General features: G+C 41.5%; 13 protein-coding genes. 7 read left to right on the forward strand and 6 right to left on the reverse strand.

What is annotated here, in order from left to right; genetic code table 11:
* Positions 1-33: 33 nt before the first annotated feature.
* Entirely contained in the window at positions 34-684 is a 651-nt protein-coding gene (gene hpf / locus ACKTT2_RS49815) for a ribosome hibernation-promoting factor, HPF/YfiA family (protein WP_407900623.1), read from the reverse strand.
* A gap of 547 nt (positions 685-1,231) precedes the next feature.
* Here hpf and lipB point away from each other — a divergent pair.
* Positions 1,232-1,885: a lipoyl(octanoyl) transferase LipB gene (gene lipB / locus ACKTT2_RS49820; protein ID WP_407900548.1), complete on the forward strand. Its 654-nt coding sequence runs from the start codon at positions 1,232-1,234 to the stop codon at positions 1,883-1,885.
* Positions 1,886-1,982: 97 nt separating this feature from the next.
* Positions 1,983-3,371, forward strand: a complete 1,389-nt coding sequence (locus ACKTT2_RS49825; protein ID WP_407900549.1) for an MATE family efflux transporter — start codon at positions 1,983-1,985, stop codon at positions 3,369-3,371.
* Between the two features lie 150 nt (positions 3,372-3,521).
* On the opposite strand, the gene ACKTT2_RS49830 is transcribed toward ACKTT2_RS49825, so the two are convergent.
* Positions 3,522-4,118 carry a hypothetical protein gene (locus ACKTT2_RS49830; RefSeq protein WP_407900550.1) on the reverse strand — a complete coding sequence of 199 codons (597 nt, stop codon included), beginning with the start codon at positions 4,116-4,118 and terminating at the stop codon, positions 3,522-3,524.
* Positions 4,119-4,499: 381 nt separating this feature from the next.
* On the opposite strand from ACKTT2_RS49830, the gene crtO reads away from it, so the two are divergent.
* The 3 genes from crtO to ACKTT2_RS49845 all read left to right on the forward strand — a co-directional run bounded on the left by crtO (position 4,500) and on the right by ACKTT2_RS49845 (position 8,001).
* Positions 4,500-6,194 (forward strand): beta-carotene ketolase CrtO, encoded by a 1,695-nt coding sequence (gene crtO, locus ACKTT2_RS49835; protein WP_407900551.1) that lies wholly within the window; start codon positions 4,500-4,502, stop codon positions 6,192-6,194.
* Between the two features lie 126 nt (positions 6,195-6,320).
* Positions 6,321-7,412 carry a saccharopine dehydrogenase family protein gene (locus tag ACKTT2_RS49840; protein ID WP_407900624.1) on the forward strand — a complete coding sequence of 364 codons (1,092 nt, stop codon included), beginning with the start codon at positions 6,321-6,323 and terminating at the stop codon, positions 7,410-7,412.
* Between the two features lie 220 nt (positions 7,413-7,632).
* Positions 7,633-8,001: a hypothetical protein gene (locus tag ACKTT2_RS49845; RefSeq protein WP_407900552.1), complete on the forward strand. Its 369-nt coding sequence runs from the start codon at positions 7,633-7,635 to the stop codon at positions 7,999-8,001.
* A 71-nt stretch (positions 8,002-8,072) separates the two neighbouring features.
* Here the strand turns inward: ACKTT2_RS49845 and ACKTT2_RS49850 are convergent, their stop codons facing one another.
* On the reverse strand, positions 8,073-9,374 hold the full coding sequence (locus ACKTT2_RS49850; protein ID WP_407900553.1) for a cation:proton antiporter: 1,302 nt from the start codon (positions 9,372-9,374) through the stop codon (positions 8,073-8,075).
* A 114-nt stretch (positions 9,375-9,488) separates the two neighbouring features.
* On the opposite strand from ACKTT2_RS49850, the gene ACKTT2_RS49855 reads away from it, so the two are divergent.
* A complete protein-coding gene (locus ACKTT2_RS49855) occupies positions 9,489-10,610 on the forward strand; it encodes a glycosyltransferase (RefSeq protein WP_407900554.1) in 1,122 nt (373 codons plus the stop codon).
* A gap of 15 nt (positions 10,611-10,625) precedes the next feature.
* Here ACKTT2_RS49855 and ACKTT2_RS49860 read toward each other — a convergent pair whose 3' ends face one another.
* The 3 genes from ACKTT2_RS49860 to ACKTT2_RS49870 form a co-directional block, all read right to left on the reverse strand.
* Entirely contained in the window at positions 10,626-11,597 is a 972-nt protein-coding gene (locus ACKTT2_RS49860) for a glycosyltransferase family 2 protein (RefSeq protein ID WP_407900555.1), read from the reverse strand.
* Between the two features lie 309 nt (positions 11,598-11,906).
* The gene (locus ACKTT2_RS49865; protein WP_407900556.1) at positions 11,907-13,154 is read right to left on the reverse strand and encodes a hypothetical protein; all 1,248 of its coding nucleotides are present in this window, start codon (positions 13,152-13,154) and stop codon (positions 11,907-11,909) included.
* Between the two features lie 85 nt (positions 13,155-13,239).
* A complete protein-coding gene (locus ACKTT2_RS49870) occupies positions 13,240-13,872 on the reverse strand; it encodes a hypothetical protein (protein WP_407900557.1) in 633 nt (210 codons plus the stop codon).
* A gap of 779 nt (positions 13,873-14,651) precedes the next feature.
* Between ACKTT2_RS49870 and fni the strand changes: the two genes are divergently transcribed.
* The gene (gene fni, locus ACKTT2_RS49875) at positions 14,652-15,716 is read left to right on the forward strand and encodes a type 2 isopentenyl-diphosphate Delta-isomerase (protein WP_407900625.1); all 1,065 of its coding nucleotides are present in this window, start codon (positions 14,652-14,654) and stop codon (positions 15,714-15,716) included.
* Positions 15,717-15,767: the final 51 nt, after the last annotated feature.

The raw sequence follows: 15,767 nt of genomic DNA on the forward strand, positions 1-15,767 counted from the left end.
AATCCCCAATCCCTAATCCCTAATCCCTAATCCCTATACCCTTTTCTCAGACATAGCAACGTGGGCAGTTTTGCCATTCTTTCCGTTTGCGTGTCCGTTATGTGTGTGACCGTTAGTATTGCGCGGTTGGATGACTCCAAATCCACCATGATTGCGTTCGTAAACGACGTTAATCTCTCCTGTGTCTGCATTACGGAACATATAAAAATCGTGACCCACTAATTGCAGTTGATCTAAAGCTTCTGCAACAGTCATTGGTGGCATAGAAAAATATTTGCATCGTACTACTTCTTCTGGTAGTTCGGGAGTGCGATCGCCTATTAAATCTTTTACGACAGTTTCTTGAACGACTCCATCAATAGTCGTTTGAGCATGAGTTTTCTTTTCGTGACGCCGTTCTTTGTATTTACGCAGTTGACGGGCTATTTTATCAGCCACTAAATCTATACTAGCGTACAAGTTCTCGCTGTTTTCCTCTGCACGGATGACATTGCCATTTGCGTAAATGGTGACTTCAGCCGATTGCTTTGGACTAACTCTAGGGTTGCGAGCTACGCTTAAATGGACATCCACTTCGTTTGTGATGTTTTGAAAATGATTTACCGCCTTCTCAATTTTTTGATGCACGTAATCCCTAATCGCTTCGGTAATTTCAATATTTTTGCCGTGGATGACAAGCTTCATGTAAACTCTCCCGCTCAATGCTGTATGTAAATATTGGTTTGGATGAAAAGGAATTGCGGTAAGGTCTAACAGTGTTGCCAGAACAAATAGTACTGGTGTGACACCTTCCGAGATGCTCACTGAAGCCAGAGTTTCAGAAAATCTGTAGCTCAAAATAACCTACAATATTTTACCAATGTTACCAATTGATTGAAAAGCAATTAGAATTGGCGCATACATCGTAGATTAAGCTTCTTCAGTGACTTTTTGCCTTTTAAGAAAAAAACCAGTTTTTACAGATTTTTTCTATTTTATGCTGTCGATCGCTTGGGCGTCATCATCGGTGTTCATTCTTAACTATATATTTTGGCGTGACGGTTACTGCAGAGAATTCCTCCCAACACCATTGAGGTTAATATATCAAAACTAGCATCTCGTATTCTGGAAAACCAATTCCCGTGACTTTCCTTTAAAATCCTTTGCATAGCTTGACAATTTCTGTTACCTAGTTGGTAACATGAAATACATTTTATTCTTCCGCTACTTGATTTTTTAAATAATCCGTAGTATGTTTTCGAGAAAACGCCGATGTTTATTATATAGCCAAGAAGTAAGACCCTACGTAGAAGTACTGAATTGGCAGCGTCAACTTCAAATGGAACGTGTTAACAACGCTCATCTAGATGACGTGCTGATATTGCTAGAACACCCACCCGTCTATACTTTGGGACAAGGAGCAAACCCAGAATTTCTCAAGTTTGACCCCAGCAAAAGCCAGTATGAAATTCATCGGGTTGAAAGAGGTGGTGAAATAACTTATCACTGTCCCGGACAACTCGTTGGGTATCCAATTTTAAACTTGCATTATTACCGTAAAGACCTCCATTGGTACTTGCGGCAACTCGAAGAAGTGCTAATAATGACATTAAACTTCTACGGGTTAGCAGGGGAACGCAATCCAGGATTCACTGGAGTGTGGCTTGAAGGACGAAAAGTGGCAGCAATTGGGATTAAAGTCAGCCGTTGGATTACCATGCACGGTTTCTCATTAAACGTTTGTCCCGATTTAACAGGATTTCAACGTATTGTCCCTTGTGGTATTGCTGATAAACCTGTGGGTAGTTTAGCCGAATGGCTTCCCAATATAGCTTGTTCCGAGATACGTGCTCAAGTAGCAAAAAATTTCGCGGATGTTTTTAATGTTGAGATGATAGTTTTGTAGTATTAAGCTACAATGTAACTCCATTCTTCTAAATCATATTCATAATCAATATGATTTAGAAGGAGGACAAACGTTCGGGAGAACTTTCATAGTTCCTATGAGTTACACAATATCAAAATCCAGGGTCATCGCCGAAATTAAAGAGTGTCTGGTGTTAGCAGTTCCTCTAGCCGGAGCACAGCTATCTCAAGGAGCAACAACGTTTGTTGATACAGTCATGACGGGCATGCTCGGAAGCCAAATCATTGCAGCAGGAGCATTGGGAGCATCTATATTTCAAGTACTAATGTATATGGGTTCTGCAATCGTTTCCTCAGTTAGCCCACTTGCTGCGGAAGCTTACGGAGCCGGACAAGTCGAGCAAGTGAGTCGGGTGGTACGACAAGGTTTATTGTTATCACTTATTTTGGCAGTTCCGATAACGCTGATTGTTTGGAATGGTGGAACGCTGCTGCTCTTTTTTGGACAAGAGCCTAAAACGGTGGCATTAGCAGAAGTGTATTTGAAGGCGATCGCCTGGGGTTGTCTTCCCGGACTAAGCTTTGCCGTGCTGAGAAGTTTTGTCTCAGCCCTATCACAACCTCGTCCTGTGATAGCGATCGTAATAGGTGGTACATTACTTAACATTGTAGGTAACTATATTTTAATGTTTGGGAAATATGGATTTCCGGCATTAGGTTTAGCAGGAATTGGCTATTCAAGCGCTTTATCCTTTTGGGCAATGTTTGCGGCTTTGGCAATTTACATCCTCAGCCACCCTCAACTACGAATTTATTATGCATTTTCAGCATTGCATCAATTTGAAAGCAAAGTTTTTTGGGAATTGGTGCGAGTCGGCGTACCCATTGGCGTATTAGCAATACTAGAAGGCGGGTTTTTCACCTGCGTCACTTTTTTAATGGGACAATTGGGAACAGTTACACTAGCAGCCCATCAAATTGCTTTTCAGACGGCAGTTCTAACCTTTATGATTCCAGTTGGACTTTCAATAGCAACAACTGTAAGAGTTGGGCAATTCGTGGGGCAAGAAAATCCTCAAGGGGCGCGACTTGCTGGATTTGTCGGTATTGGCTTGGGTGCAACATTCATGGCAGTTATGGGCATCTTGTTCTGGGTATTTCCAGAGAGGATTGTATCGCTTTATATTGATACTACCAATCCAAAGAATGCTGCTGTCGTTAGTTTGGCAAAGCAACTTCTGGGAGTAGCAGCAATGTTCCAAATTGCAGACGGCATTCAAGTGGGTGCGGCTGGTGCATTGCGAGGATTAAAGGATACCAGAATTCCCCTTTTGATTGGTGCTTTAGCATATTGGGGTATTGGCTTAACTTGTGGTTACACGCTTGGTTTGTTGTTGGGGTTTGGTGGCGTTGGCTTATGGTGGGGCTTTGTTATTGGTCTTGCTTTAGCAGCTACCGTTTTAACATGGCGGTTTAGCACGATTGAGATACAGAAGCCATTGAAAATCGGTCAGCTTGTCAATTAATGTTATGGGGATTGCGCAATGACAATAGCTACTCCCTTTCCGCTTTACCCCACCCTAACCCTCCCCGATGCCTTGGGGAGGGAACTTGATTTTCAGTTTCCCCCCAATCCATCGGGGGGACTAAGGGGGGTAAATTTAAATGCTCAATGCTCAAGACAGAATTTGTAACAAAATCCCCAATAATCGTTCCACTGGTTCAATTGGTATTTCTGTGATGTCGATAAACAGAGTTTGATATTTTAAACGTAAAAATTTCCACAAGACACCAGTTGTTACACAACCGTAAATAGAATCTACTGGAGAATTTTCTCGCTCGTTAAATATTTGTGCTGCTAACATTTCAGCACCACACTGTCCCAAGCCAAGATTAATATTCTCGTTCTTAGCTTCAACTATCGTCATAACTGGTGCGCTAATATAATATTGCTCTGAACTCTTAGTAATCAAGAAATCTGGAGAACCATTTAACCCTCGTGATGGATCGACTGTGAAGTCGTTCCCAGAAAATAATCCAATTTGATAATTCATTTTTCGTTTGACTTCTAGCAATACTGGAGCAATAATCAGTTCTGCACGAGCTTTTTCGCTGTTAATTGCTGTAGCCAAAGGTAAAGTCTCCTGCAAAGTCATGGATAATAGCTCAGTAGGCAATACAGGCTGCACGTTTGGGAACAGTCTAGTCTTTTCTTCTAGGGTTAAGTTAAATTCATCAACCAATTGTCTGAGAGTAATTTGACTGTAGGGCATAAATCACCACTTAAGGGAATTGTAAAAAATCAATTATTCCATCTTGTGGGATGGGCGTCCTCGCCCGTCCCTTTGAAAGGGCGGGCAGGATGCCCGCACCACAGGAATTTTTGAAGATTTATAAATGGCGGGCAGGATGCCCGCACCACAGGAATTTTTGAAGATTTATAAATGGCGAGCAGGATGCCCGCACCACAGGAATTTTTGAAGATTTATAAATAGCGGGCATCCTGCCCGCACTACAGGAATTTTGGAACATTTATTTGAAATCCATAATTTTTCTACCTAAAGGTTAGTTGTAGTCAAAACCGGGGAAAGAGTCTTATTTATGACACCCTTTCTAACATGTGGAAATAAACATCCCTACCAAAAGTTACAGTTATGGAATCCTATGACGTAGTTATTATCGGTGCAGGTCATAATGGTTTGGTCTGTGCCGGGTACTTACTTAAAGCTGGTTACAGAGTTTTGCTTTTAGAGGCACGTTCTATTCCCGGTGGCGGTTCCACAACTGAAGAACTCTTACCCCAAGAAGCTCCTGGTTTTAAATTCAACCCATGTGCGATCGATCACCTCTTTATTTTCCTTGGACCAGTTATTCAAGAATTAGAACTACACAAATACGGTTTGGAGTACCTCTGGTGTGACCCAGTTGTCTTTTGCCCCCATCCTGATGGCAAGTATTTCTTAGCTCATAAGTCAGTTGATAAGACTTGTGCGGAGATTGCCCGTTGGAGCGATCGCGATGCCAAAAAATATAGCGAATATGTCAACTTTTGGCAACGCTTTGTCAGCACCGTCACGCCCTACTTTAACGCACCGCCCAAGTCTATAGTTGACCTTTTGGGAAATTACGACTTGAAAAAACTGCAAGACCTGTTTTCCCTCTTAGGAGGTCCTAATGAAACGCTAGATTTTATCCGCACAGTCCTCACTAGCCCCCAAGACAACATTAACGAGTATTTTGATTCCGAATTTATTAAAGCGCCCCTCGCCCGACTATCTGCCGAATTGAGTTCACCCCCTTCTCAAAAAGCAATGTCCTTTGGGGCGATGATGATGGTTATGCGTCACCATCCAGGTCAAGCACGACCCCGTGGCGGTACTGGGGCGTTAACAGATGCTTTGGTTAATTTAGTCAAAAGTCAAGGTGGTGTTATCCTCACCGACCAAAGAGTGGAAAAAGTTTTAGTTGATAACGGTCAAGCTGTTGGTGTCAGAGTCGCAGGTGGTAAAGAATATCGAGCTAACAAAGGAGTTATCTCCAACATTGATGCCAAACGATTGTTTTTACAACATATGGAAGCTAGCGATGTGGATAGCGCTGACCCAAATTTACGGGAAAGATTAGATCGCAGGATTGTTGACAACAACGAAAGCATCCTGAAAATCGACTTAGCTTTAAACGAACCACTGCGATTTGAACATCACGAACATAGAGATGAGTACTTAATTGGCTCTATCCTAATTGCAGATTCTGTGAACCACGTTGAGAAAGCTCATAGTGATTGTAGCCAAGGAAAAATTCCCGATGAAGACCCATCTATGTATTTAGTCATGCCCACTGGACGCGATCCTTCAATGGCACCTCCAGGCAAACATACAGCATGGATTGAATTTTTTGCTCCCTATCAAATCTCTGGTGCGGAAGGCACGGGGTTAAAGAGTACGGGTTGGACTGACGAACTGAAAAATAAAGTTGCCGATAGAGTTCTTGAAAAACTAGCAGAGTATTCACCCAATCTCAAACATTCTATTATTGCTCGTCATGTGGAAAGCCCTGCCGAACTATCGCAACGATTGGGATTTTTCAAAGGTAATTATTATCATCTCGACATGACTTTGGAACAGATGTTATGCTTCCGACCTCTACCAGAAATAGCAAATTATAAGACTCCAATTGAGAATTTATATCTAACTGGAGCAGGAACTCATCCAGGTGGTTCTATTTCAGGATTACCGGGGCGTAATTGTGCTCGTATTTTCTTACACGACCGCCACCCGATAGCACGAACGTTGAAAGATGCAAGAGAATCTGTAAAATCCACTGTGGCATCGGTTTTTGGTCGCGAGTAGACAAATAGGGAGATAAGAAAGATTAAAATTCTCTATCTCCCTATTATTCTGACCTCTTTCTCGCTACCGATGACAAAGATAGATAAAAATAGATGTAATAAAAATGCTGTGGATAATACTGGAGCAATGACAGATCGGGTTTTAATTCTTGGAGGACGCGGACGGATTGGCAGTAGCGTTGCCCAGGATATTCTCACTCATACACAGGCAGAAGTTACTATTACGGGACGTACCCCAGATAATGGAAGCCCCAATCCGCAAGTTCATTATTTGGTTTTAGATTTGGCAGATGTAGACAAACTTAGGAAAGCGATCGCATCTTCTAATATAGTTATCCACTGTGCAGGACCGTTTCATTATAGAGATGCCAACGTTCTTAAAATCTGTATTGAAGAAGGCGTTAACTATGCTGATGTCAGCGACCACCGCTCTTTCACCAGAAAAGCCCTAGAGCATCATGATGCAGCTGTCAATGCGGGAGTAACAGCAATAATTAATACAGGTATCTTCCCAGGAATTTCTAACAGCATGGTACGTCAGGGCGTTGAACAATTGGATGAACCAGAAAAAATTCATTTAAGTTACTTAGTCTCTGGTTCCGGTGGTGCTGGTATCACCGTAATGCGAACCACTTTTTTAGGCTTGCAAAAACCTTTTGAAGCTTGGATAGATGGTAATTGGCAGATAGCAAAACCTTACAGCCAGCGCGAAAACATTGATTTTCCAAACCCATACGGTCGCAGTGGAGTTTATTGGTTTGATATGCCAGAAACCTATACACTGCCTCATGCTTATCCATCTGTCAAAACTGTTGTCACCAAATTTGGCTCAGTTCCTGATTTCTACAATCATATGACATGGATAACTGCTCATATTTTTCCCAAATGGGTCATGCAGCAGCGAAGTGCAATTGAATTTTTAGCCCATGTCAGTCACTTCATGACAGATGTAACCAATCGCTTTAGCGGTATTGGTGTAGTAGTTCGGTCAGAAATTACCGGGCACAAAGATGGAAAAGAAGCTGTTTTTTGCTCGACTTTAGTGCATGGAAATACAGCAGTTGCTTCTGGTTGTGGTACGGGTAGTATTGCTCAAATGTTACTTGATGGGAAACTGAAAAAACCAGGTGTTACACCAGTGGAAGAAGCATTGCCAACAAACTTATTTGAACAAGCCATGCAAAGCCGAGGTATCAAAATTAATCATGAATGGTTGTGACGCCAAAAGCCTCAATCCCCCAATCCCTCAATCCCCAATCCCTCAATCCCCAATCCTCAATCCAAAATCCAAAATCCAAAATAAAACAACCCTTCTTTTGGCAGAAGTCAAAGTTGCATTAAGACACGTAGTATTCCTGTGGGGTTAAAAATGCCTAGAAGTGTTCATACTTACACTTAGCAAATCAAAGCTTACAATGTACGATCGAGAGGGTAGTCATATGCAAACGTTGTTAGCCATTGTCAATAAAGCATTACGTCAAAGCATTGTTGTTTTGGGGTTGATGCTTTTCATCAGCCTATCAGGTTTATTTTTTTTTACTCAGCAGCCTAGCTACGCCGTAACATCTCCAGCCAACCAACTAACACCAGAAGAAAAGATTGACCGCGCTTATGAATATAATCGAGCGGCTGGGCTGCGAGAAGAAGATAGACAAAAAGCTTACGAACAAGCAGCCAAAGATTCTAATAGCCCACAACCCGTAGAGAAGACTTACGAAAGAAATTTAAAAGCTGAAAAACAAGAAAACCCAAATTCCAATATCCTTGAACAAGCTAAAGAATTAGTCGATCGAGTCACAACCAAATAAGCATCGAATGGGCATGGGGCATTGATAATTCTTCCTTGTCCCCATTGTCCCTATTCCCTAACCTCTAGCCCCTACTCAAATTCCTTCACTGTAGATGGGGGTGAAGCATTGCGATCTTCGGGAGAAAGATGTTGCTCGTGCCAATTCATGAGTGGAGTGGAACTAATGCCATGCAATATCGCAGAGGCGACTATCGTAGTGTAAACAATCCAACCGATTTGCTCGCCAAGACTGTTTTCCAAACCGTTACCATATGCGTAGGCAAGATAGTATAAAGAGCCTACACCTCGAATACCAAACCAGCCAAATAACCAACGAGTTGCTGGATGCATTGTCTTATGATGTGGGTGTCCGGAGGGTTTACCAATTGTGCTTATCCAAGCACCTACCGGTCGAATGACAAAGAACAGTAAAGCTATCACCAATAAAGATTGGGTAGCATAAGTCAGCATTGGTTTAAATAACAAAATTGAACCCAAAACTAAAATTGTGCCGATTTCTAAAAGCTTTTCTAATCGCTCTATAAATTCCAATTGTTCGAGTGATTTTTCTGAATTTCCATAACTTCTTTGCACAACTAACCCAGCAACAAACACTGCAAGAAATCCATAGCCATTAATAAATTCTGTTAGTGAATACGTGAGTAAAATAGTCCCAAGAGCAATAAAATCCTCCATTAATTCATCAGCAGGGCGTTGTCTCTCAATTTTTTTATCGAGCCAAACAATAACTTTCGCTACGAGAATACCCATAGCTATGCCAGCAGCGATCGCCCAAACTAAATCAACAGCAACCCATTGTTTAAACCAGTTTTCCCAATTTTTGTCTTTTAACCAATAAATACCAAAATAAACAAAAGGAAAAGCTAGAGCATCATTTAAACCGCCTTCTGATGTTAAACCAAAACGTAATTCATCTTGGTCATTGACATCAGTTAATTGTACCTCCGAAGCCAATACGGGATCGGTTGGCGCAAGAATTGCTCCTAGTAAAATTGCCTCTCCCCAATCCATACCTAAAAAAACTTTTCCGACAATAGCAAGCCCAAAAATGGAAATTGGCATTAAAAATCCAATGAGTCGTACTGTAATATCCCAAGCCCCTATTTTAAGGGGACGCAGAATTTTTAATCCACAACTAAATACAGAGATAATAACTACAAATTCTGTTATTCGTTCCAACAATTCGGCATTGAAAACTCCTTCACGACGCAACTGAATAAGCTTAAAGCCGTAAGGACCAAGAAGAATACCAACTAAGAGATAGATAAGGGCAAAAGAAAGAGGTAAGCGTGAAATCCAGCCAGATAGTAAGGTAACGACTAGCAACAACAAACCTATGATAAATAGGTTAACAATGTAAATATCTACCATATAAATTTATATAAAAAATAGGGGGTTGCAATGAAAGTCTAGTAGCGATCGCTTTTCTTTCAACACAATCTTGCGATAGATTTGTCAAAAAGACTTTATACAACCACAAAAAAAATGATACGTATAGTTACTTATACTGATTCTGCTGGAATTGGAGGCGCGGAAATCAGCCTCAAACACTTAGTCACTAACGTGTCAACAGATTTTCAAGTAACCGCGATGGGTACCAGTCAGTTAGTCATAGACGCCATTGCAAGCAATAAACCGCAAGTCTCTCAAGCGATATTACCTGCAAAAGGTATTCATTCTCTAATAGCACACCTTCAAGCACTGCATCGCTTGCAACCAGATATAGTACATATCAATATTTGTACTCCTTGGGAGTGTGCCATTGGTCTTTTTGCAGCTTTAACATTGCCAAATGCTCGTGTAGTGCGTGTTGACCAGTTGCCACTACGGACAACTGATGCTGTTAAGCTGTGGCGTACAAGGGCACTATCACTGCGAGTAGATGCTCATGTGGCTGTGGGTGAAGCAAGTGCAAGGCGTATGGAGGACTTTTATGCGTTAGGTCGTCGTACTGTAATTTCTATCCCTAATTGCGTACCAGACATAACACAGAAACCCACTCCCTCACGTGAAGAGGAGAGAGTGGGGTCTTCGAGACAACAAATAGTTATTGGTTGCATCGGTCGGCTAGATGCGATGAAAGGTCACGATATTCTACTAAGAGCTATTGCTCAAATCGAAGGAGTTCGGGTAGTGATTCTGGGCGAAGGTGGACAACGTACAGAGCTAGAGAAACTTGCGGTTGATTTGGGCATAAGCGATCGCGTTGAGTTTCCAGGATGGGTAGAGAATCCTTATACCTGGTTACCACAATTTGACATTTTTGCCATGCCCTCTCGGTCTGAAGGTTTTCCATTAGCAATTGTTGAAGCAATGCTAGCAGCCCTTCCTGTAGTTGCAACGTATGTGGGTAGTATTCCAGAAGCAGTCACTGATGGCGAAACCGGGTTGCTTGTGGATAAAGATGATGTAGAAGGGCTTGCTATTGCATTGCGGCGCTTAAAAGAAGATAGCGACTTGCGCTTGCGATTTGGTCAGCAAGGACAAGACAAAGCACGGCGTCACTTCACCGTTAAGCACATGGTAGATAGTTATGAGCGTCTGTGGAATGAGTTGATAGAAAAGCCCCAAGCCCCTCGATTGTGGATTCCACAACCAAAAGAGTAAATTGAAGGATGAGTGTTAAGTCAACCTGTATAATTTTGGAGACAACTTTTGCCAAAACATTTTTGCAGCCACAAACAAATCTTTCATTAAAAGATGTTCGGTTCCTTTCAATTGTTTATAAATGCTGAAAGCACAAAACAATCGTTCATAAACATTTAATTCGACTAGCCAAATAGAAAGAGAATATTCCCAGAATATTCTCCAATGTGGAAATAAAATTTTTCCCGTGTTTGCTGAATCAAACCATACCGCATATGCATAAAAATCTGGCAATTGCCTCAATGATTTTTTTTGCGTATTGTTAGTTGCAGACAGATAGTTTGGGAAAAACATACTTAAAGATTGTTGCGAGTGTTTTCTAGCAAAGAATAGGTAGTCGGGAATTTCATAAAACCTACCCACTAAACCAAGTCGTAACAAAAAAATGGCATCAGCAGCGCCATAACTACCCATTAACCGTATCTTTTTAAGAGCACTCGCACGAATCACTCCGTAACACTGATAGCATAAATGTTTAACCAGCAGTTCATGAAAACGCTTATGCGGTTTTGGCGAATCTGTTTTGAGATGAATATCGTAGTACTTTAAAAACTCCCCATATTCATCAATAAAATATACCTGAGAGTGGCAAAGGACTACAGTGGGGTCTTTTTCAAGTACTTCAATACATTTTAAAAGAAAATCCGGACTATGTAGATCGTCATGAGCTGCCCACTTAAAGTACTTACCTGAAGACAATTCAAAAACACGATTGAAGTTGCAAGCACAGCCAATATTCTTTTCGTTGCGATAGTAACGGATACGCTTGTCTCGCTCGGCGTATGTTCTACAAATTTCCTCAGTACCATCTGTGGATGCATTATCTGAAATAATTAACTCAAAATCTTCAAACGTCTGAGCTAAAAGTGAATCGAGGGCTTCTTTGATAAATTTCTCGCCATTGTATACAGGTAATCCAATGCTCAATAGTGGTTGATGAGTGCTCATACAAAATTAAGAAGGATTTACGTATTTAGACAGAGATTCCAAGCCTATGTATTGCGATCTGAGTTCGCAATACGATAGATGAAAAGCATGACAGCTTAACTTAAGTCCTTATTGTGATGAGCCTACAAAAAAAAAATTGCCAAAATGCCAAGAAGAGTTATGCCGTAACTTTGAGCAAAATTAGACGGGCGAGGACGCCCGTCCCACAAGAATTAACGCCCGTCCCACAAGAATTAGGTTCACTAGGGCAAGTTATCAGGTTATTAGTTTGACTACTAACTACTGTACGGGCGCAAGGTCGCCGCGCCCCTACCAACGAACTTGCTTCCTGCAAACATCAGAACTCAAAAACAAGACAATCAACAGCAACAAATAAGGCGCGATCGCTGATGGTTCTGGGACTCTTTCTACTTTCCCTGGAGGGTAGACAACACCTGGAGTACAAGGAATCTCAGTTACTTGATTGGAGTTTCCAGGTAAACCGCATCCACTGGGGGTTGTTGGAGGAGCTGTATCGGGTGGTGCTGTTCCTACAGTTAATGGTGGTTGACCGAAAGCGCGATTGCTATCTCCACCTCCACCACCCAAAGATAACAGAAGGAGTAATAAAACAAGCCCCCCACCTCCAATCCACCAACCTGTTGAGGAGTTACCAGAACTTTGTTGGACAACAGCACTATCTGGAACTGTATTTTCTGGGATTGTACTTTCTGGAATTGTAGAAGGCTCCACATCAAGAGCGATCGCATCTGGAGCTAAGAAGACTGGATTGACTCCTACAAAAACCTCTGGGGAGAGACCTTGACCAGTCAGTTGGTCGAACTCTGGAGGAATCCCAAGATTTGGGCGTCCAAATTGCGTACTTGCCGTATGGAATGGAACGGAGAGTACATTGAGAATACTATTTTCAAGTAGTTGTTTATTACCTGTGCTTAATGCCTTTTTTGCTATGGATATTTTCTCCAAATAAAATTGGGTCATTTCCTGTGGCAAACTCAGAGATTGCACCTGCTGCTCAATGTTGGGGATTTTTGCCATCTCCTCATACAGCAATCGTCCAAAAGAATATTTCAAGTTCAACAATCCACTACGAAGATCGAGTGAATTACCAGATCCTTGCAGTGGACTCCAATAAAAATTTTTAGTGACAAGCCCTAAACCTGAGACGGGAGATTGTTTCACTGTTCCCCCAAGAAGATATCGATATCCATCGACGATTTGGGGATTGTCATCTTGCCAAAATGATGCATACGGAGTTTGAGCAAGATTGCGATCGTTGTTGTAAAAAGCAGCAAATTTGCGGAGGTTTTCTTCTCCTCCAGCTGCTTTGACCAACAAGTCTTGATATTTAATTCCTCTTCTATCTGCTAATAATTCCTCAATGACTGCTGCCGTTTTATTACAGTTGAGACCGTATCCGATCGCACATGCAGGAATACCTCGCATTTGGCTCAATTTTTGTCCTGAAATCTGATATTGGAGATAATTTGTTTCTAATCCTCGTTGGACTCCATAGCGTCCAAGGTTTAGCTGAGCAAAGGCTTCTCGCTCGGACATAAGTACTGACGCAAAACAAACAAATACTATTGCAATCTTTTTTTCCAATGGCTTCAACAAACTCCACCTCCAAATTAATTCGTAATTAGGAATTAGTCCTTAGCTCGAGATTAATCGTAATTGCTGTTCCTTTAATTTGTCCTTGGCTAAGACGGTTGTAAAAAACAAATGCACGACTTGGTTGATTAAAGAGATAACCTCGTTCTGAAGGTTTTATCTTCTCTTGCTTGACAAGTGTAATAAAGGTTTCGATGTATTCCCGTATGTTATTTAAGTTCGTCGAATTTGTGCTTGTGTGATTTTGAATCAGCATGAGAAATAAGTCCAAACTGCGGTTGTTTTGTTCTTCAATCATGCGATTGTTTTCTAAAAAAGAACTTGCTACAAGTCTTTTATCGATCTGCTGAACCTTGAACAGAGTGTAATAACGTCCCGATTTTCGAGGATCGCTGACGTAACAAACCCATGAACCATCTTGAGTTTGTGTAAAACCTTGCTGTGCGAGATAAGAAAGCAAAGAGTTACTTTTTTCACTTGTGGAAGGTAACAACTTATCAACAACATCGAAAGAACAAATCTTTTGCGGTATTGTCTGTGTCCTTTGTTGAGGAGCGATTGGAGCCTGTTGTGCTGTTGCAAAGTTAGACATACTAATAGATGTAATAGATGCAAACATAGGCAGAACAAGCGTGCTAATCCAAAAAAGACTAACATTCATAATCTTGATGTGTGAGTGGGAATAGAGAGTCGGGGCGCAAGACCGCCGCGTCCTTACAAACGGTAGGGTTCATTCAGATGGAAACTGCTGTAAGTACAAACAGAAGCCAGGTATGCAAATTTTCTATAGAAACGCGAAAGAATAGCAGTTTAATCCGCGTCTTACATACCCTCGATTGTATAGCCGCGATATTCAATCGCTCAGGTAAGAGGGGTTATAAAAACGAATTCAGTATCAAAGGTTATCAAACAAACAGCCTATTATTCTACCATTAACGAATTTTTTGGCAAACAGAACTGCAAATCTCAATGGAAACATAGAGATACTTTCCTCTCAGTTTAATTAAAGATTTGAGAAAGATGCTTTTCTGGACAATGTAATCTCTCTAGCCTAGCGCGATCGCTTCGGCGCTAGCCGTACCCAGCTTATTGCACCCGTTGTTGATGCTGTTTAATAGATTACTTGCCTTGGGTTTTGACAACCGATTGTGTCTAACCCTTAACCCCCTGATGACAACCAAACAGTTTTATCGATTAGGAACACATCCACACTGTTTGCACCCAATGCAGTACTTAGTTATTGTACTCGTTTTGAAAGCGTTCAGAGCTTTGATTTAATTCTGTACGCAGAATATCAAACAAGTTAAAACAATATAATAGTTTGCTGAATATTGCAAGTAGGTTTGATGCTTTTGATAATGAAATTAAGTAATTTTTTGGCAGTTCGAGAGTAAGACTGAGAGAATAGGAGTGCAGTTATTACCACAAGTCACATCACTCGTGAACTCTCAAACAAGCGCTTCGGCAGCAACACAGTCCCGCAAAGCAGATCACATCCGTATTTGCTTAGAACAAGATGTTCAATTTAATCAAACGACTAATGGGTTGGAACACTACCGCTTCACTCATTGCTGCTTGCCAGAAATAAATATTGACGAAATTGACATCAGAACTCAGTTTTTAGGCAAACAACTTGGTGCGCCCGTGCTGATTTCTTCCATGACAGGCGGAACAGAACAGGCGGGAGTTATCAATCGTCGTCTTGCGGAAGTTGCTCAGCACTATAAATTTGCGATGGGCGTGGGTTCTCAACGGGTAGCCGTGGAAAAACCTCAAGTTGCTGAAACTTTTGCAATTCGGAAGTATGCTCCTGATGTTCTTCTGTTAGCTAATTTGGGTGCAGTGCAACTGAACTACAATTATGGTTTAGATGAATGTATAAAAATAATTGATATTTTGGAAGCTGATGCCTTGATTTTGCACTTAAACCCCTTACAGGAGTGCATTCAACCAAGAGGTGATAAAAATTTTCAAGGATTAATTGAAAAAATTCATAAATTGTGCATTGATTTAGCCGTACCAGTTATTGTCAAGGAAGTTGGCAACGGCATTTCAGATAAAATGGCACAAAAGCTGATTGAGGCAGGGGTGAAAGCAATTGACGTAGCAGGAGCAGGCGGAACTTCTTGGGCAAAAGTGGAAAGCGAACGGGCAGAAAATGCTTTACAACGACGATTAGGAAACACATTTGCCGATTGGGGTTTGCCTACTGCAGAATGTATTACCAGTATTCGTGCGATCGCACCTCATGTTCCCTTAATTGCGTCGGGAGGATTGCGTCATGGATTGGATGTAGCAAAAGCACTGGCTTTAGGGGCAGATATTGCAGGATTGGCGATGCCGTTTCTACAAGCTGCATCTGTTTCTCAGGTAGCTGTTCGGGAACTAGCAGAAGTCCTCATTGCTGAAATAATGACCGTGCTATTTTGTACTGGCAACGCTACACTAGATGAACTAAGGTCTTCCGAGAGTTTACAACGCATAAGGTCAACAACCCAACGCTGAATAAGAACGAATACAGCGCTTTGCTTCTTGCGGAAGAAGATAAATATATAC

It is taken from the genome of Scytonema hankhaensis NUACC26, assembly GCF_045865695.1.
Taxonomy (GTDB): Bacteria; Cyanobacteriota; Cyanobacteriia; order Cyanobacteriales; family Nostocaceae; genus Scytonema.